18 protein-coding genes are annotated in these 17,573 nt (G+C 64.1%); 17 read left to right on the forward strand and 1 reads right to left on the reverse strand.

The window, feature by feature from the left end:
* From Q8P38_07600 to Q8P38_07645, 10 genes are all read left to right on the forward strand, one after another.
* A partial coding sequence (locus Q8P38_07600) for an MFS transporter (GenBank protein MDP4014459.1) occupies positions 1-621 on the forward strand: 621 nt, incomplete at its 5' end.
* A 104-nt stretch (positions 622-725) separates the two neighbouring features.
* Positions 726-2,246 carry a depupylase/deamidase Dop gene (gene dop, locus Q8P38_07605; protein MDP4014460.1) on the forward strand — a complete coding sequence of 507 codons (1,521 nt, stop codon included), beginning with the start codon at positions 726-728 and terminating at the stop codon, positions 2,244-2,246.
* A gap of 79 nt (positions 2,247-2,325) precedes the next feature.
* A complete protein-coding gene (locus Q8P38_07610; GenBank protein MDP4014461.1) occupies positions 2,326-2,532 on the forward strand; it encodes a ubiquitin-like protein Pup in 207 nt (68 codons plus the stop codon).
* A 3-nt stretch (positions 2,533-2,535) separates the two neighbouring features.
* Positions 2,536-3,375 (forward strand): proteasome subunit beta, encoded by an 840-nt coding sequence (gene prcB, locus Q8P38_07615; protein MDP4014462.1) that lies wholly within the window; start codon positions 2,536-2,538, stop codon positions 3,373-3,375.
* Positions 3,372-4,064, forward strand: coding sequence for a proteasome subunit alpha (gene prcA / locus Q8P38_07620; protein ID MDP4014463.1), 693 nt, complete (start codon positions 3,372-3,374; stop codon positions 4,062-4,064). Before prcB ends, prcA begins: the two co-directional genes overlap by 4 nt.
* Before the next feature lie 6 nt (positions 4,065-4,070).
* A complete protein-coding gene (pafA, locus tag Q8P38_07625; GenBank protein ID MDP4014464.1) occupies positions 4,071-5,435 on the forward strand; it encodes a Pup--protein ligase in 1,365 nt (454 codons plus the stop codon).
* A 56-nt stretch (positions 5,436-5,491) separates the two neighbouring features.
* Positions 5,492-6,040 carry an FKBP-type peptidyl-prolyl cis-trans isomerase gene (locus Q8P38_07630; protein MDP4014465.1) on the forward strand — a complete coding sequence of 183 codons (549 nt, stop codon included), beginning with the start codon at positions 5,492-5,494 and terminating at the stop codon, positions 6,038-6,040.
* Between the two features lie 167 nt (positions 6,041-6,207).
* Entirely contained in the window at positions 6,208-6,612 is a 405-nt protein-coding gene (locus tag Q8P38_07635; GenBank protein MDP4014466.1) for a hypothetical protein, read from the forward strand.
* Positions 6,613-6,690: 78 nt separating this feature from the next.
* Positions 6,691-7,602 (forward strand): diacylglycerol kinase, encoded by a 912-nt coding sequence (locus Q8P38_07640; protein MDP4014467.1) that lies wholly within the window; start codon positions 6,691-6,693, stop codon positions 7,600-7,602.
* A gap of 9 nt (positions 7,603-7,611) precedes the next feature.
* Entirely contained in the window at positions 7,612-10,317 is a 2,706-nt protein-coding gene (locus Q8P38_07645; GenBank protein MDP4014468.1) for a DEAD/DEAH box helicase, read from the forward strand.
* Here Q8P38_07645 and Q8P38_07650 read toward each other — a convergent pair.
* Positions 10,308-10,952 (reverse strand): protein-L-isoaspartate(D-aspartate) O-methyltransferase, encoded by a 645-nt coding sequence (locus Q8P38_07650; GenBank protein MDP4014469.1) that lies wholly within the window; start codon positions 10,950-10,952, stop codon positions 10,308-10,310. The two genes, Q8P38_07645 and Q8P38_07650, sit on opposite strands and share 10 nt — an antisense overlap.
* Before the next feature lie 78 nt (positions 10,953-11,030).
* On the opposite strand from Q8P38_07650, the gene Q8P38_07655 reads away from it, so the two are divergent.
* The 7 genes from Q8P38_07655 to Q8P38_07685 all read left to right on the forward strand — a co-directional run bounded on the left by Q8P38_07655 (position 11,031) and on the right by Q8P38_07685 (position 17,527).
* Positions 11,031-12,134 (forward strand): Xaa-Pro peptidase family protein, encoded by a 1,104-nt coding sequence (locus Q8P38_07655; GenBank protein MDP4014470.1) that lies wholly within the window; start codon positions 11,031-11,033, stop codon positions 12,132-12,134.
* Between the two features lie 20 nt (positions 12,135-12,154).
* Entirely contained in the window at positions 12,155-13,300 is a 1,146-nt protein-coding gene (locus tag Q8P38_07660) for an acyl-CoA dehydrogenase family protein (GenBank protein ID MDP4014471.1), read from the forward strand.
* 4 nt (positions 13,301-13,304) lie between these two features.
* Positions 13,305-14,879 carry an apolipoprotein N-acyltransferase gene (gene lnt, locus Q8P38_07665; protein ID MDP4014472.1) on the forward strand — a complete coding sequence of 525 codons (1,575 nt, stop codon included), beginning with the start codon at positions 13,305-13,307 and terminating at the stop codon, positions 14,877-14,879.
* Position 14,880: 1 nt separating this feature from the next.
* Positions 14,881-15,669: a polyprenol monophosphomannose synthase gene (locus tag Q8P38_07670; GenBank protein ID MDP4014473.1), complete on the forward strand. Its 789-nt coding sequence runs from the start codon at positions 14,881-14,883 to the stop codon at positions 15,667-15,669.
* A gap of 1 nt (position 15,670) precedes the next feature.
* Complete coding sequence (locus tag Q8P38_07675) at positions 15,671-16,171, forward strand: FxsA family protein (protein ID MDP4014474.1); 501 nt, start codon at positions 15,671-15,673, stop codon at positions 16,169-16,171.
* 134 nt (positions 16,172-16,305) lie between these two features.
* Positions 16,306-16,656 carry an RNA polymerase-binding protein RbpA gene (locus Q8P38_07680; protein ID MDP4014475.1) on the forward strand — a complete coding sequence of 117 codons (351 nt, stop codon included), beginning with the start codon at positions 16,306-16,308 and terminating at the stop codon, positions 16,654-16,656.
* Positions 16,657-16,870: 214 nt separating this feature from the next.
* Complete coding sequence (locus Q8P38_07685; GenBank protein ID MDP4014476.1) at positions 16,871-17,527, forward strand: hypothetical protein; 657 nt, start codon at positions 16,871-16,873, stop codon at positions 17,525-17,527.
* The last annotated feature ends 46 nt before the right edge of the window (positions 17,528-17,573 follow it).

Consider the following 17,573-nt stretch of genomic DNA (forward strand, 5'->3'; position numbering starts at 1 on the left):
GTCGGCATCAACGTGATCTTCTACTACTCAAACACGATCTGGTCATCCGTCGGCCTGGGTGAGAGCGAGGCGTTCCTGATCACGCTCATCACCAACACGACGAATGTGGTGGTCACCTTCGTCGCGATAGCTCTCGTTGACAAGATCGGCCGCAAGCCATTGCTGTTGATCGGCTCGGTGGGGATGGCGGTGAGTCTCGCGGCGATGGCCGTTATCTTCGCAACTGGTCCCACATGCACCCAGGCGATTCTTGGGACTGTGTCGGGGTGCGATGAAGCCTCAGAAATCGGTGAGATCTATCTGCCAGGTATCGCTGGACCGGCGGCCGTGGTCTTCGCGAACCTGTATGTGGTGTTCTTCGGCGTCGCCTGGGGCCCGGTCGTCTGGGTCCTGCTGGGCGAGATGTTCCCCAACCGGCTGAGGGCAGCGGCTCTCGGAGTGGCGGCAGCCGCCCAGTGGATTGCCAACTTCATCGTGAGCGAGACGTTCCCGACGTTGGCTGAGCGCGGGCTGGGGTTCGCGTATGGCATCTACACTGTGATGGCGGTCTTGTCCTTCTTCTTCGTGGTGAAGTTCATCAAGGAGACGAAGGGCAAGTCCCTGGAGTCGATGACAGGCTGAAGCGAGGTGCCCGCAGCCACCTCCGGGGTTCCCGGCGGTGGCTGTGGTGTTGTGTCAAACGCGGCATAGACCCCCGGCTCCACCGGGTCGCGTAGGCTCGCGCCATGAGCGTTCACCGCGTCATGGGGATTGAGACTGAGTACGGCATCTCGGTTCCAGGGCAGCCCCACGCGAACGCCATGCTTTCGTCCTCGCAGATCGTCAACGCGTACGCGGCCAGTGCCCTGGGGGATCTGCGATGCCGTCCAAGGTGGGACTACGACGAGGAGAGTCCGTTGCGGGACGCGCGCGGTTTCGACCTGACTCGGGCTGAGGCGGATCCTGGCCAACTGACCGACGAGGACATGGGCCTTGCCAACGTCATCCTGACGAATGGCGCGCGTCTGTATGTGGATCACGCGCATCCTGAGTACTCCACGCCGGAAGTGACAAATCCCCGGGACGCGGTTGTCTGGGACAAGGCGGGGGAGCGGATCATGGAACGCGCCGCCAAACTGGCCTCCGCGATTCCCCACGTGGCGCCTATCCAGTTGTACAAGAACAACACCGACAACAAGGGCGTCTCCTACGGGTGCCACGAGAACTACCTGATGTCGCGGCGGACGCCGTTCGCTGACGTCGTCACAGTCCTGATCCCATTCTTCGTCTCAAGGCAAGTCATCGCGGGAAGCGGCCGGGTTGGCTTGGGCCAGGACGGGCGCGGCGACGGGTTCCAGCTCAGCCAGCGGGCCGACTTCTTTGAGGTTGAAGTGGGCCTGGAGACGACAGTCAAGCGCCCGATAATCAATACCCGGGACGAACCGCACGCGGACCCCGAAGAGTACCGCCGCCTGCACGTGATAGTCGGCGACGCGAATCTCTCCGAAACCGTCACGTATCTGAAGCTTGGCACCACTGCCCTTGTGCTGTCGATGCTCGAAGCTGGCGAAGTCGATGCGGGACTCATGCCGGTGGATCCGGTCGCTGAGATGCACGCGGTATCGCACGACCCGGGATTGGCACATCGGATTCAGCTCAGGGACGGTCGCGGCGTGACAGCGCTGGAACTGCAGATGGAGTTCCACGATCGCGCGGCCAAGCATGTCGCTGAGAGGCTTGGCAGTTCGGTCGACCAGATGACCAGCGACGTGTTGGACAGATGGATCAGCGTCCTTGACCAGTTACGCTCTGACACGTTGGGCCTGGCCGACACGCTGGACTGGGTCGCGAAGAAGAAGCTGCTCGACGGTTACCGAGCCCGCGATGGTCTGGACTGGTCAGCTGACGTGCTTCAGCTTGTGGATCTGCAGTACTCGGACGTGCGATCCGACCGGGGCCTGGCGAACCGGCTCGCTTCCCGTGGGCGCCTGACCCGGTTGACCACCGATGAGGAAGTCACACGCGCGATCACCAGTCCGCCGGAGGACACCCGGGCGTGGTTCCGTGGGGAATGTGTACGTAGATTTGGCGCTGAAGTCTCGGCCGCGTCGTGGGATTCGGTCATCTTCGACATCGCCGGTCGGCAATCGTTGCAAAGAGTTCCCACTCTCGATCCTCTGCGGGGAACGAAGGCCCACGTGGCTTCGCTGATCGACCGCGCTCGGTCGGCGGATGAGCTCGTGGCACTGCTCGCGTCGGATCACTGAACCCGGCGGGAAATGCAGATTCAGGACCTCGCACGGTACTAGGGTCCGAACAAGAGCATGCGCGCGGTTGGAGGAGCGAGTGGCCACTCATGAACGGCCCCAGTCCGGCAAGTCATCCCGGGCAGAAGACGAGGATGTCCCCGCCGTGGCCCCCTCGCCGGATGCCGCTGAGCGCAAGGAAGCCATCGACAGCGACATCGACGCGATCCTGGACGAGATCGATGAGGTCCTAGAAGTCAACGCCGAGGAGTTCGTCAGGGGATTCGTCCAGAAGGGTGGTCAGTAGCAAGTGATCGGACCAACGCGTGGTGGGCTGCCCGCCTCCTTCATGGCCCAGGACTCGGCGTCATTCGCCGATTTCGTCACGAAGGTGAGCCAGCGGGCTGAATCGCCAGCCGTCGCTTCGGTGGCGACAGGTGAGCTCGCGCCGACTGCCACGACCATAGTCGCGTTGACGCACGATTCGGGGGCGGTGATGGCTGGCGATCGGCGCGCGACTATGGGCAACGTGATCGCGCAGCGGGACATCGAGAAGGTGTTCCCGGCCGATGACCACCTCGCGGTTGGCGTAGCTGGAAGCGCCGGAATTGCCGTGGAGCTAGTGCGGCTGTTCCAGGTCGAATTGGAGCACTACGAGAAGATCGAGGGCGCTCAGCTGTCGGTCGACGGCAAGGCCACGAGGCTGGCGACGCTGTTGCGGGGCAACCTGGGGCTGGCGATGCAGGGCCTGGCAGCGGTTCCGCTGCTCGCGGGGTTCGACAAGATCGCGGGAAGGGGCCGGATCTTCTCCTATGACGTCACAGGGGGCAGGTACGAGGAGCACGAGTACCACGCCATCGGCTCCGGGGCCTTCTTCGCTCGCGGATCACTGAAGAAGCTTCACCGGCGCGGCCTGACGGAAGACCAAGCGGTCTCCGTCGTCCTACAGGCGATGTATGACGCGGCCGACGACGACTCGGCGACGGGTGGACCGGACCTGTCAAGGCGCATCTTCCCCGCAGTGGCTGTGATCGATGAGCAGGGCTTCCGGCGGGTTGACGAATCCCGCCTATCCGATGCGGTCAATGCGATTGTGGCGGGGCGCATGGAGCGGCCTGATGGCCCGCTGGCGATGTCGGAGGGTGAATGATGTCCATTCCCTTTTATGTATCGCCCGAACAGATCATCAAGGACAAGGCGGACTTCGCGCGCAAGGGGATCGCTCGGGGCCGCAGCGTCGTTGTCATGCAGTACATCGACGGGATCGTGATGGTCGCCGAGAACCCCTCGAAGGCGCTGCACAAGATCTCGGAAATCTACGATCGAATCGGTTTCGCCGCGGTCGGCAAGTACAACGAGTTCGAGAGCCTGCGCGTGGCTGGCATCCGCCTGGCAGATCTACGCGGGTACTCGTATGACCGCAGCGACGTCACGTGCCGAAGCCTGGCGAACGCCTACGCCACGACGCTGGGAACGATCTTCACCGAGGCGCAGAAGCCGTACGAGGTCGAGATCGTTGTGGCAGAAGTTGGTGATGAGGTCTCGGGCGATGAGATGTACAGATTGACGTTTGACGGATCCGTCGCCGATGAGCACGGAGTTGTGGCGATGGGCGGTTCCGCTGAGCAAATCGGCTCCGCGCTGCATGAGGCTTGGCGCGATGGCCTGTCCCTCGCTGAGGCTGTGAAGATGTGCGTGTCGAACCTCGCCATCGGTGAGGAGAAGCTGACTCCCGCTCAGCTAGAAGTCGCGGTGCTGGATCGGAACCGCCCGCGAAGGAAGTTCCGGCGTGTTACTCCCGACGAACTGTCGCGTTTGCTGGGCGACGGCAGGAAGTGACTCGGCATGGACCGGCGAATCTTCGGTCTGGAAACCGAATTCGGGGTCACGTGCGTGTTCAATGGGCAGCGTCGCCTGAGCCCCGATGAAGTAGCGCGCTACCTGTTTCGGCGGGTCGTTTCCTGGGGCCGAAGCAGCAATGTGTTCTTGCGCAACGGTTCGAGGCTGTATCTGGACGTGGGCAGCCACCCGGAGTACGCGACTGCCGAATGCGATGACATTCGCGATGCTGTCGTGCATGACCGAGCGGGGGAGCGGATACTCGAAGGACTGGTTGTCGACGCCGAACGACGGCTGCGGGAGGAAGGCGTTGCAGGAGACATCTTCCTGTTCAAGAACAACACAGATTCCGCCGGAAACTCATACGGGTGCCACGAGAACTACCTGGTCTCCCGCGTGGGGGAGTTTGGCCGGTTGGCGGACGCGTTGCTGCCGTTCCTGATCTCCCGGCAGATCGTGGTCGGCGCCGGGAAGGTGCTTCAGACTCCTCGCGGAGCCGTGTATTGCGTCAGCCAGCGGGCCGAACACATCTGGGAAGGTGTGTCGAGCGCGACGACGAGATCCCGTCCCATCATCAACACCCGCGACGAACCGCACGCTGATGCCGAACGGTTCAGGCGCCTCCACGTGATCGTCGGAGACTCCAACATGAGCGAGACGACGACCATGCTCAAGCTCGGGGCCGTGGACTTGGTGCTTCGGATGCTGGAGTCGGGCGGATCCGTGCGCGACATGACCCTGGAGAATCCGATCCGGGCGATCCGGGAAATCAGCCACGACGTCACCGGCAAGCGCACTGTGCGACTGGCTAATGGTCACCAGATGTCCGCTGTTGACATCCAGTGGGAGTACTACGGGCGTGTTCAGTCCTTCGCGGAGCGGTCCGGACTGGACGATGACGTGGTTCATCGGCGCGTGCTGGACCTGTGGCGTCGGACCCTCACGGCGGTCGAGACGCAGGACTACCAGATGGTCGCTGGAGAGATCGACTGGATGATCAAGTGGAATCTGCTGGAGAGATACATGGCGAAACACGGATTGGGCCTGAGTAGCCCTCGTGTCGCCCAGATCGACTTGGCGTACCACGACATCTGCCGCGACCGGGGGCTGCACTACTTGCTCACACGGCGCGGTGTCGCCGCGACCATCGCGACGGACGCCCAGGTGTTCGAGGCGAAATCTATCCCTCCTCAAACCACTCGGGCGAAGCTGCGCGGTGACTTCATCCGCGCCGCGCAGGAGCGGCGGCGCGATTACACCGTCGACTGGGTTCACTTGAAGTTGAACGACCAGGCGCAGCGAACCGTCCTGTGCAAGGACCCGTTCAGGTCGGTTGACGAGCGGGTGGAACGGCTCATCGAAAGCATGTGAGTCGGCGGACTCAACCCAGCGGTTGAGGTCGCGGCTCTTCCCGGTATGTTGCGACAATGCGAATTCGAAGTCTGGTCATTCCCTTCGCGGCAGCCGCTCTGGTGCTCGCGGCCTGCTCTTCTCAGGGCGAACCCTCCGCGCCGTCGCCCAATGCGGAGCCGCCAAGCGCTCAGGGGTTCAACTGTTCATTCAATGAGACCAAGGACGGAGTCACAGCTGTTCAGGAGCCCGGACAGGCGCCGGAGCTTACCGTCAGCAGCGACGCGAAGGTCCCGAAAGACCTAGTCGTAGTGCCGCTTTGCGAGGGCGAAGGCACGGCGTCCAAACCTAGCGACATGGTCACCGTCGACTACATCGGCGTGGGGTACAAGACGCAACAGGTTTTCGACTCCTCGTTGGAGCGCGGTGAGCCAGCGACCTTCCCTCTTCAGGGCGTCATCGAGGGGTGGACCCGTGGGGTGTCGGGAGTCAAGCCCGGGGGAGCGGTGCTACTGCTCGTCCCCTCAGAGCTGGCATATCGGGAACGGGGCAACCCACCCGTGATTCTTCAGAACGAGGCTCTGGCATTCATCGTTGAGGTCCTCGCGGTAAACCCGTCTGAGTAGCCCGGCGGAAGATCACAACGCCACTACCGGGCGTGTTAGTGCGCCTACGTAGGGCAATTGTGGGCACTCTGGACACGTCAATTCATGTCCGGTTCAGGTCGCTTTGCACGGATGTGTCCGCCCCGACTAGTACGAAGCGGACTTCTCTCGCCGTGCATCAGTGCGCGATGAGCGCGATGCTTGCCATGTGCGACAAGTTGTTAGTCAGCGACGTGGTTAGCGAGGTGGCCGCTATGACAACTATCAAGGCCACGTGTCCGTCCTGTGGCGATATTGACCTGAAGCCGCGAGACATTCACGTAACAGTTGCCCAGGCGGCCGGATGGGCCACCTACAGCTTCCGCTGTCCGGCGTGCGATGACCAGATCAGCAAGAGCGCTGACGACGAGGTAGTGGCGCTCCTGAAGGGTGCCGGTGTGGTCGTCGAGAGGATCCACGTTCCCTCAGAGGCACTCGAAGCGCACTACGGGGCCCCGATCGGTCCCGATGACCTCATCGATTTCGCACTCACCATGGGAATGACGGACCAACTCGTCCAGGTGCTCCGGCAGGAAGCCTCGGCGGGTCGCTGACTCCCTGGCGAAGCCGGTCGCCTGGCCGCCGTGAGCCTGAGTCCGGTGGCCGCGACTTGTGGTCTAGGCTCTGCGGTTATGGGCCGAGCGGTAGGTGTGATCATCAATCCGGAATCGGGCAGAGGGAAGGGGGGCAGGACCGCGCCTGAGCTTGGGGCTGAACTGCATCGCAGGGGGATCGATGCCGCGCTTCTGGTGGCAGGAAGCGCAACGGAGGCTCTGGTGATGGCCAGGAAGGCCGTGGCGGATGGCGTTGACGCGATCGTGGCGGCGGGCGGCGACGGAACTGTCAACCTTGGGTTGCAGGCGGTCGCCGGTACCGACACGCCACTTGGGATCATCCCACTGGGGACTGGTAACGATAACGCGCGCCTTCTGGGGATTCCCCTAGACGATCTGAAGGCGGCCATCGACATCATCGCCGACTTCAAGGTCGCTTCCGTAGATGTGGCCCACCTGAGCACCGACTCCGGCGAGGAAAGATGGTTCTTGGGAGTCATGTCCAGCGGCTTCGACTCGTGCGTCAACGAGCGCGCCAACGAGATGACTTGGCCCAAAGGCGAGGCCCGCTACCTGCGTGGGATCTTGGCCGAGCTGAGAACCTTCAAGCCCGTGCCGTACCACGTGGTGCTGGACGGTGAGGAGCTCAACGACAAGGGAATGCTCGTGGCCGTCGGCAACGGCGAGTCGTACGGTGGCGGAATGAAGGTGTGCGCGGGGGCGCGGATCGATGACGGACTCCTCACCGTGACGTGGCTTCATCGGCTGCGCAAGCTGGAGTTCCTGACGGTCTTCCCACGTGTCTACAAGGGAACCCACATCACGCATCCGAGCGTCACTCAGCACCTGGCGCGGAAGGTGCGCCTGGAAGCGCCCAACCAGATCGCCTACGCCGACGGGGAGCGGGTGGGCCCGCTGCCGGTTGACGTCGAGGTGCATCCGAACGGGCTGCGCGTTATTACGCCGCAGGGTTTGGTTCACGCGCCCTAGACTTCGGTAGTGCCAACCCCCGCGGATCGCCACGCGGCTGCCAAACGGCGGCAGCAGCGCGCGCGGCTCGGCTGGGAATCATTCGAGCGGCTCTACGACTTCCCGCTGGATCCGTTTCAGGTGGGCGCCTGTGACGTGTTGTCGGCGGGGCGCAGTGTGCTGGTGGCGGCCCCGACGGGCTCAGGCAAGACCGTCGTCGGAGAGTACGCGGTGCATCTGGCGCTCGAGTGCGGCAGGCGGTGCTTCTACACAACTCCGATCAAGGCCTTGTCGAACCAGAAGTATGGTGATCTGACGCGTCGCTACGGCGCGGAACGCGTGGGCTTGCTGACTGGGGACAACAGCATCAACGGCGATGCCGCCGTAGTCGTCATGACGACCGAAGTACTGCGGAACATGATCTACTCAAGCCCCGAGTCGCTGGATGACTTGGCTCATGTGGTGTTGGACGAGGTTCACTACCTCGCCGATCGATCCAGGGGAGCCGTCTGGGAGGAAGTGCTCATCCATCTGCCCGAGCGCATCCTGGTGACCGCGCTGTCGGCAACCGTGAGCAACGCCGAGGAGTTTGGGCACTGGCTGGGTACGGTGCGCGGCGCAACAGACGTAATCGTCGAGGAACATCGACCGGTGCCGCTGTGGCAGCACGTTCTCGTCGGCCAACACCTCCATGACCTGTTCGTCGAAGACGCCCAGAAGGTCAACCCGGAACTTCTCGAGCGCGCGCGCGCGGACATCCGCCGACAGCCGCGTGACCGTAGGCATCGTGCGGGCTCGCGGGGGTACAGGGCTGGGGGGCGGCCGTCTCGCGCTGGTGTCGTCAGGCGGCTCGATGCCGCGAGCCTTCTGCCCGCTATCTACTTCATCTTTAGTCGCAAGGGCTGCGATGCGGCCGTGGACCAGTGCCTGGCGGCGGGCGTCGCGCTCACGAACCAGCGAGAGCGGAGCGAGATCCTGGCAGAGGCGGAAGGAAGCTGCGCGTACCTACCCGACGAGGATCGAGTCGCGCTGGACTACGACCATTGGCTGCGGGCGTTGGAACGAGGCGTGGCGGCACACCATGCGGGGCTTGTGCCGGTGTTCAAGGAAGTCGTTGAGCGGCTGTTCCAAAGAGGTCTGGTCAGGTGCGTGTTCGCGACCGAAACGTTGGCGCTCGGCATCAACATGCCAGCGCGCTCGGTCGTCCTTGAGCACCTAGTCAAGTGGAACGGTGAAGCTCACGTCGAGCTAACTCCCGGTGAATACACACAGCTGACCGGTCGTGCGGGCAGGCGTGGCATCGACGTCGAGGGGCATGCGACGGTGGTCTGGCACGACGGGCTCGACCCCGTCGGCCTTTCGGGCCTCGCGAGCACACGGACCTATCCGTTGAGGTCGAGCTTCCGTCCGTCGTACAACATGGCCGTGAACCTAGTAGCGGCCACTGGAAGGGAGCGCGCCGCAGGGCTGCTGTGCAGTTCCTTCGCCCAGTATCAGGCGGACGCTTCCGTCGTGGGCCTCAGCGCGGAGATTCGTCGCAACGAGGACGCGATGGCCGGCTTCGCCGAAGCGATGCGGTGCGACCTCGGGAGCTTCGACGAATACGCGGCGTTGCGCGAACAAGTCCGCGCCATCGAACGTGACAGCGCTCGGCGGGGCCGGGCCCGCAGACGTCTCGACGTCGTGGAAGCTCTTGGCAAGCTCAGGGTTGGGGACGTCGTCATCATCGGTAGGGGCCGCCGGTCCGGTCCAGCGGCTGTGGTCGCGCCTTCACACGACACCGCCGAGAGCCCGCAGCCGCTGGTGGTCGACCTGGGTCGCCGGGCCCGCCGAATCTCGGAGGCCGACTTTCCCGCAGGGCTAACGGTGGTCGGGCGGATCAAGGTGCCGAAGGACTTCTCGAGTCGGTCAGCGACAAGTCGCAAGCAGGTGGCCGAAGAGCTGAAGGACTTGCCTCGGGATGTTGCCCATGCGAAGCCGATCGTGGTTCACGAAGCGGAGTCGGAGGTAGCTGAGCTGCGAAGTCGCCTTCGTGCTCACGCTTGCCACAAGTGCCCTGACCGGGAGGCCCACGCGCGCTGGGGGGAGCGTTACCACCGCATGGCCAAGCGCACCGACGGGCTCAGGCGGCAGGTGGCTGGCCGAACGGGGACCATCGCGAAGCAGTTCGAACGGATCTGCGACATCCTCGGCTCGCTGGGATACCTCGCTGAAGTGAATGGGCAAACAGTCACGACTGCTAGCGGGCAGCAGTTGGGGCGGATCTACGCGGACACCGATCTGGTGATCGCTGAATGTCTGCGTAGCGGCGCTTGGGAGGATCTGGCCGCGGCTGACCTCGCGGCCGTGTGCGCGGCTCTGCTGTATGAGGGCCGGGGGCGCGAGAATCAACCGCGATTGCCCTCCGGTGCGGTCCGCGCCGCGATTGAGGATCTCCTGCGAACCTGGGACCGCGTACGGGAACTGGAGGCAGCACACGGTTTGTCGACGCTGCCGGAACCTGACCTCGGACTGTGCTGGGCGATGCGAAGCTGGGCAAGCGGAATGACCCTGGAACGGGTTCTGTGGGAGTCGGAACTGGCGGCAGGGGACTTCGTCAGATGGGCTAAGCAAGTGATCGACCTGCTACGCCAGGTCTGCCTCGCCGCGCCTGAATCCAAAGTCGGCGCCACTGCGGGAAGCGCGGCCGCGCTGGTAGACCGCGGCGTCGTGTCGTATACCGGCGTCTACGGCTGAGGCTCGCCCTCCTCGTCGACCAGCGGCACGAACCGGACGTCGAGCAGCGGCCGTTCGGAGTATCCCCGCTCCACCCGTTCGGTCAGGATCAAGGTCTGGCGCCACTGGCCGACCGGGGCGATTAGCCGACCACCCCGCCGGGGTGGATCGGGTTCGGCCAATTGCGCTACAAGTGCGGGGGGAAGGGTGGCGCAGGCCGCCGTCACGATGATGGCGTCATAGGGTGCTGACTCCGGCCAGCCGAGCGATCCATCTCCTACGCGCAAGTGAACGTTGTCCAGTCCCAGCTCAGCTAGTACACGGCCCGCGCGTTCGGACAGTTCTGGCCTGATCTCGACCGACCACACTTCTCGCGCGACGTTCGCGAGAATCGCGCACTGATACCCCGATCCGGTCCCGACTTCCAATACACGCGAGTCTGGGGTCAGTTGTAGCTCCTGAGTCATGTAGGCGACTACGTACGGCTGCGAAATTGTCTGCCCGGATCCGATTGGCAGAGGCGAGTCGGCCCAGGCGTGCCGTCGCAGATCCTCTGGCACGAATCTGTCGCGCGGAACGGCCTCGACAGCAGCGAGCACGCGCGGATCGTTGATCCCAGCGCTGCGAAGACTCTCTACGAGGGCGTTTCTATCCATACTTCATCATGACCCCGCCCGCGGCGGGTTCGCGCGGCGATACGCGGTGACGATGCTGGTCGGCACTAGCGTGATCGCGTGGACTTCGACTTCGTTGGCCGATTGGCCCGGGTGGCGGCAGAGGCGCGCGAGCAGGGCCGCGACGCGGTGCTTGTCGCGCCTGGATCGGACTTGCGCTACCTATCCGGGTACGAGCTTGAGCAGATGGAACGGCTCACTTGCCTAGCTGTCAGGGCTGTCGGTGATCCGTTCTTGGTTGTGCCCGACCTGGAGGAGTCGGCGGCAAGGGCGGCCCTGACGGGCGAACTGGACATTGACGTTATCCCGTTTGGCGAGACAGACGACCCGTACTCGATCGTCGCCAGTCACCTGGGTCAAGCCTCCGCCGTCGCGCTGGACAATCAGATGTGGGCGGAGAAGGTGCTCAGGTTCAGGGAGGCGATGCCGGGAACCCAGCAGGTGCTCGCCGGATCCATCATGGGACCTTTGCGCGCGGCCAAGAGTGAAGCGGAGATCGCAGCGCTCATGGAGGCCGGCGCGGCGATTGACTCGGTACATGCCAGGACGGCGGGATTCTTGCGTCCCGGGCGGACCGAGCGCGAAGTCGGCGCCGACATCGCGGCGGCCATCATCGACGCGGGGCACGTCCATGTGGACTTCGTCATTGTCGGCTCCGGCCCGAACGGCGCCAGCCCGCATCATGAGGTCAGCGACAGGGTTATCGGGCGCCACGAGCCAGTAGTAGTCGACATCGGCGGGATGATGCGTTCGGGATATCGCAGCGACTCGACTCGGATGTACTGCATTGGTTATCCGCCAGCCGAATTCGTGGACTACTACGACGTGCTCAAGCATGCCCAAGCGACCGCTGTCGCCGCAGTGAGACCTGGGATGACGTGCGAGTCACTCGACGCGGTTGCCCGCGACCTGATATCCGGGGCGGGATTCGGTAAGTATTTCATCCACCGCACTGGTCACGGGATCGGACTCGACACTCACGAGGACCCCTACATCGTCGCCAGCAACACGCATCGGTTGGTGCAGGGCAACGCGTTCTCCATAGAGCCCGGCATCTACCTAGCAGGCCGCCACGGCGCGCGGATAGAGGACATCGTCGTGTGCGGAACAGAGCGTGCGATCCTGGTCAACAACATTCCAAGGGACCTAGTGGTAATCGACTAGCACGCACGTCCGGAGCAACCATGAACAGTGTCCGTCGCCAATTTCCTACCGCGGAGGCAGAAGCACTGCTCGACCTGACGCGGGAGATAGCCAACTCAGAGCTTCGAACCGTCGCGGACGAATACGAAGAGGCGGGCCGGTTTCCCCGGGACGCGTTTCGCCTGCTGGGCAAGTCGGGACTGCTGTCCTTGCCCTACCCGGAAGAGCATGGCGGCGGTGGGCAGCCGTTCGAGGTCTACCTACAGGTGCTGGAGGAGTTGGCGGCGGCGTGGTTGACCATCGGAGTTGGCGTCAGCGTCCATGTCCTGTCGTGCCATCCGGTGGCCATGTTCGGCACTCACGAGCAGCGGGATCGCTGGCTTGGCGAAATGCTCGGCGGCGACCTGCTTGGCGCGTATTGCCTCAGTGAGCGCCAGTCTGGATCCGACGCGGCCGCGCTGGAGACCAGAGCAGTCCGGGAGGACGCGGGCTACCGCGTCAACGGTGCGAAGGCTTGGATCACGCATGGGGGAGTTGCCGACTACTACAACCTGATGGTCCGCACCGGTGGTCCGGGACCAGGGGGAATCTCCTGTCTCCTCGCGGATTCGGGCACGCTCGGCCTGTCGGCGGCCGCGCCGGAGCGGAAGATGGGGATGAACGGTTCCCCGACCGCCGAGATCCTGCTGGACGATGCCCTAGTGCCAGCCGATCGGCTAATCGGTGATGAGGGTGAGGGTTTCCGCATCGCCATGGCCGCCCTCGACAGTGGACGGCTTGGGATCGCGGCGTGCGCGGTCGGCCTAGCCCAGGCCGCCTTGGACTCGGCTGTGGATTACGCGAAGCAGAGGCGCCAGTTCGGCAAGTCGATCGCTGCGTTCCAGGGTCTTGCGTTCCTGATGGCGGACATGGCGGCCAAGGTCGCCAGCGGCCGCGCCCTGTACCTGGATGCGGCGCGCCGTAAGGATGCCGGACTGCCGTTCGGGTCGCAGGCCGCCATCGCGAAGCTCGTGGCCACAGACGCGGCGATGTCGGTAACAACCGATGCTGTCCAGATCCTCGGCGGGGCCGGATACTGCAGAGACTTCCCGGTGGAGCGGTACATGCGCGAGGCCAAGGTCCTGCAGATAGTCGAAGGAACGAATCAGGTCCAGCGCATCGTCATAGCGCGCGAACTGCTGGCGTGACATCGTGGATCCTCATGTGAGCCTGCGATGGCTCGCGGCCGTCGGGGCCGGGGTGGCCATGGCGTTGGCGTTCCCGCCGATCGGGCTGTGGCCCATGGCCCCGATCGGCGTGGCTGCCTTGACATGGGCGGTGGCGGGACGAAGGGGGCTGGTCGGATTCGGCCTCGGATTCGCATCTGGGTTGACGTTCTTCCTTGTGCTGATCCGCTGGATCACCGTCATAGGCGTGGACGCGTGGATACTGCTGGCCGCCTACTCCGCGCTGTGGTTGGGCCTGGTGGCGTGGGCAACCGCCATTGTTGTGCGACTGCCCGGGTGGCCTTTGTTCGTTGCGGCGATCTGGGTCGCGGAGGAGGCCCTCAGGGACCGGATTCCCCTTGGCGGCTGGCCGTGGGGGCGCCTGGCCCACAGTCAGGCCGATTCGCCGCTACTGCCCCTGGCCTGGCTCGGAGGCTCACCCTTGCTGACCGCGGCGGTGGCCGGGATCGGCGCATGCCTGGCAGGTATCTGGTTCGCCATGCGCCGCGGAGTCCCACTGCACGTACTTGGTGCGGCTGCGGTGATCGCCGTGCTGCTATTCGGTGGCCTTCTGCTTCCGGTGCCAATCAGCGGGGAGAGTGATGGGGGACCGGACGACGCCACGATCGCTGTGATTCAGGGCAACGTTCCACGAACCGGACTGAGCTCCGACGGACAACGGCGCGCGGTCCTGGAAAACCACGTACGGCAGACGCAGCGACTGGCTGACGATGTGGCAGCTGGCCTTGTGCCCGCGCCGGAGGCGGTGATCTGGCCGGAGAACGCCGCTGATTCTGATCCGCTCGCCGATGGGGAAGCCCGCGCGGCCATCGACGGTGCCGTAGACGTGATCGCAGCGCCCGTGCTGGTGGGAGCGGTGATCGCCAATCCGCGCGAGCCATCCACGGTCCTGAACGTCGGTATCGTGTGGAGCCCAAGTACCGGTCCTGGGCAAATGTATGTCAAGCAGCATCCGGTGCCGTTCGGAGAGTACATCCCGTTCCGGGCCGCTCTGGCGTCGCTGATCTCGCGGTTCGACCAGATTCCACGTGACTTCGCAGCTGGAACCGAGTCCGGGGTTCTGGACGTTGGTCCTGTCCGCCTGGGAGACGTGATCTGCTTCGAGATCGCCTACGACGATCTGGTGCGCGAAACGGTTATGGATGGGGCACGGATGATCGCGGTCCAGACCAACAACGCGACCTACACTGGCACCGGCCAAACTGAGCAGCAGTTGGCCATGGCTCGCATCCAATCGGTGTCGCACGGCCGCACAGTGGCAGTGGCGGCGACGAACGGTATCTCCGCTGTGTTTCTTCCGGACGGAACACGCGTCGGTCAGATCCCAGAGGATGTTGCCTGGCAGATCGTCGCCCGTGTGCCCTTGCGCGATAGCTTGACACCTGGTGACGTGTTGGGGCTTTGGCCCGAGGGGATCGCGCTCGTTGTGAGCGTTCTCACCGTCGCGCTGGGTCTGCGCCGACCGCGCGGAGTTTGGCCAGCGGCGGGCTCGGGCATCACGCCACAAGGTACGGGGCAGAGTCGACGTGAGGATTCCTGACGTGAGCGAGAACGCTAAGTTCGAGGATCTGGGCCGAATACTGGTTGTGATTCCGACTTACGATGAGAAAGAGAACCTCGAGCGAATCACAGGCCGGGTGCGTGTGGCGGTGCCTGAGGCGGACATCCTCGTGGCTGACGACAATTCGCCCGATGGCACTGGAGCGATCGCGGATCTACTCGCGAGTTCCGATGAGCATCTGCACGTCATGCACAGGCTCGGCAAGGAGGGGCTGGGGGCGGCCTACCTGGCTGGGTTCGAGTGGGCGCTGGATCGCGGATACGAAGTTGTCGTGGAGATGGATGCCGACGGGTCGCACAAGCCTGAGGAGTTGCCGCTGCTACTAGACCGCCTGCGCACAGCCGATCTTGTCCTGGGGTCGCGGTGGGTACGTGGGGGACAGGTCGTGAACTGGCCGAAGAGCAGGGAGATCCTGTCCCGGGGGGGCAACACATACACACGCTTGGCTCTAAAACTGCCCCTGCGCGACTCCACTGGGGGTTATCGCGCGTTCCGCGCGGGGACACTGCGCACCTTGGACCTCAGTTCCGTTGGCTCCGCGGGCTACATCTTCCAGGTCGACCTCGCCTACCGCGCGGTAGCCGCGGGCATGACTGTGGCGGAGGTCCCGATCACCTTCGAGGAACGCGAACTCGGCACGAGCAAGATGAATCAGCGCATTGTCACGGAGGCGCTGTGGCGAGTGACCGTGTGGGGATTCCGCAAGCGCACCGAGCGGTTCCGGCGTTGGCGGCAACGCCGTCGTACTGCGGCGTTGGAACGCTCGTGACATGCGTCGGCTGAGAGGGCTGGCGTTCTTCGTCATCTACCCGATCCTTGAGGTCATAGCCATCGTCTGGGTAGGCGGCGCTATCGGGTGGGGCTGGACGTTTCTGATACTGCTCGCTGGATTCGTCGCCGGGCTGCTGATCATCCGGAGCGCGGGCACGGCGGCCTTCGGCGCCTTGACTGGAACTGACCCAGTCACCTCCAAGAAGGCTGGGCTGGAGCTGAGGGGCTCCGGGATACTGTTCGCGGGCGGGGCATTGATAGCCGCGCCCGGGTTCCTCAACGACTTGGCGGGGCTCATCCTGGTCCTGCCGCCAGTCAGGGTGTTTCTCGCGCGCCGGTTCGACTGGGCTGGCCCGAGGCGTGGGACCGTGATCGTCGGTGAAGTGATCGTCATGGACGACGACGAGTTCCGGCCCACCTGGGAATCAACGCCGGATCCAGATGTCATCCAGGGACAGATTCTGCCGCCGGATAGAGGAGAGGCTGGTCCCATCGTGTGAATTCGGTCGGCCGAGTTTCGTCAGCCGAGCCGGTGATGGTTTACAGTGCGGGAACCCCGGGAACACAGTCAGCGTCCGAACTGTTGAGAAGTGTCTGGGGTGTTCGGCCTACTTGGCCGGGGAAGAGGCGTCAAATGGCTGAAGGTGCGCTGCGCGGGACGAGGCTGGGGGCGTTGAGCTACGAGTCCGACGAGGGAGTGCGTCTGGCTGATCGCCAGATGATCGTGTATGACTGCACGTGTGGCGCGACGATCGAGCTTCCGTTCTCCGTCGAGGCTGAGATCCCCAGTGTCTGGGAGTGCCGTTGCGGCGCGGAGGCGTTGCTGCGCGGGGGTGTTCTGCCAGAGGTCAAGCCGCAAAGACATCAGCGGACTCACTGGGACATGTTGCTTGAGAGGCGCTCGATCGGGGAGCTGGAAGATCTTCTCGCGGAGTCCCTCGCGACTCTCAGGTCGGGGGTCGACGACTTTCACGGGTCGCGCTGACTCTTCCCCCCGGGAGTTAGCGGCCGTTCCCGACAAACGCACCTTTTTGGGTACAGACGCGCCCGTTGCAACGGGAGTTTCTTTCGGTAACGGGTGTTTCTCGCGTTAGCGGCCGTTTCTTCCCCCGGCCGAGGGGGTTCCCGCGTGAGGAGCTTCGGGGCGCGGTCCTGGTGATTCTCCAGACATTCGGCTCGCCCGCCGCTAGGTTGCCAACATGAGCAATGCACGCAGAAAGGCGCGGGCTGTCGTCGTCGCGCTCGCGCTGATTCCCGCAGCCACTCTCGTTGGAACCGGGGCGCCGGCTGTCGCCGACGCGCCGAATTGCGTGAAGTGGACCGGAAACGTGACCCGCATCATCGCGGACGCGAACCAGCGCATCGCGAAGGTCTCCCAGAAGAAGTTCCGGCAGTGGTTCGACCTTCCAAAGCGGGGCGGGAAGTTGGAGTACTACGACGCGTGGGTTGACGCGGATCCGACTGTCAATCGCCCGCGCAGGGGGAAGCAGCTCGGCGACGTGCAAGTCGTGTATGGCGTTTCCAACAACAAGTTCTCCGTGTCGGTCGTGTACCGCTACCTCAAGGGGTGCAGGAATGGTATCCGCAAGGTCGACGACACGCCTATGGGGAGCTTCGGCTTTCCGAACAGGCCGAAAGTCGGCTTGAACCAGGCCATTCGCCTGACGAAGCAGTGGCGGAAGGAGAACCCTGACCTCGACGGCTACCGACTCGGCGGCGCCCAGCTCCAGAAGGCGGACGCGGCGCCGCCCTGGACCGGGAGGAAGAGGTGGGTCGTCACCTTTGAGAATCCGGGGTTCTTCGACGAGCAACTTCTGGTCTACATGAACGGGAAAGTCAAGAAAGCTCAACCATAAGGTTTGGCGTCCCAGCGATCCTAGAGCTGTCCCTAGCGCAGGCAGG

This window comes from Candidatus Nanopelagicales bacterium (assembly GCA_030700225.1).
In the GTDB taxonomy this organism is placed as follows: domain Bacteria; phylum Actinomycetota; class Actinomycetes; order S36-B12.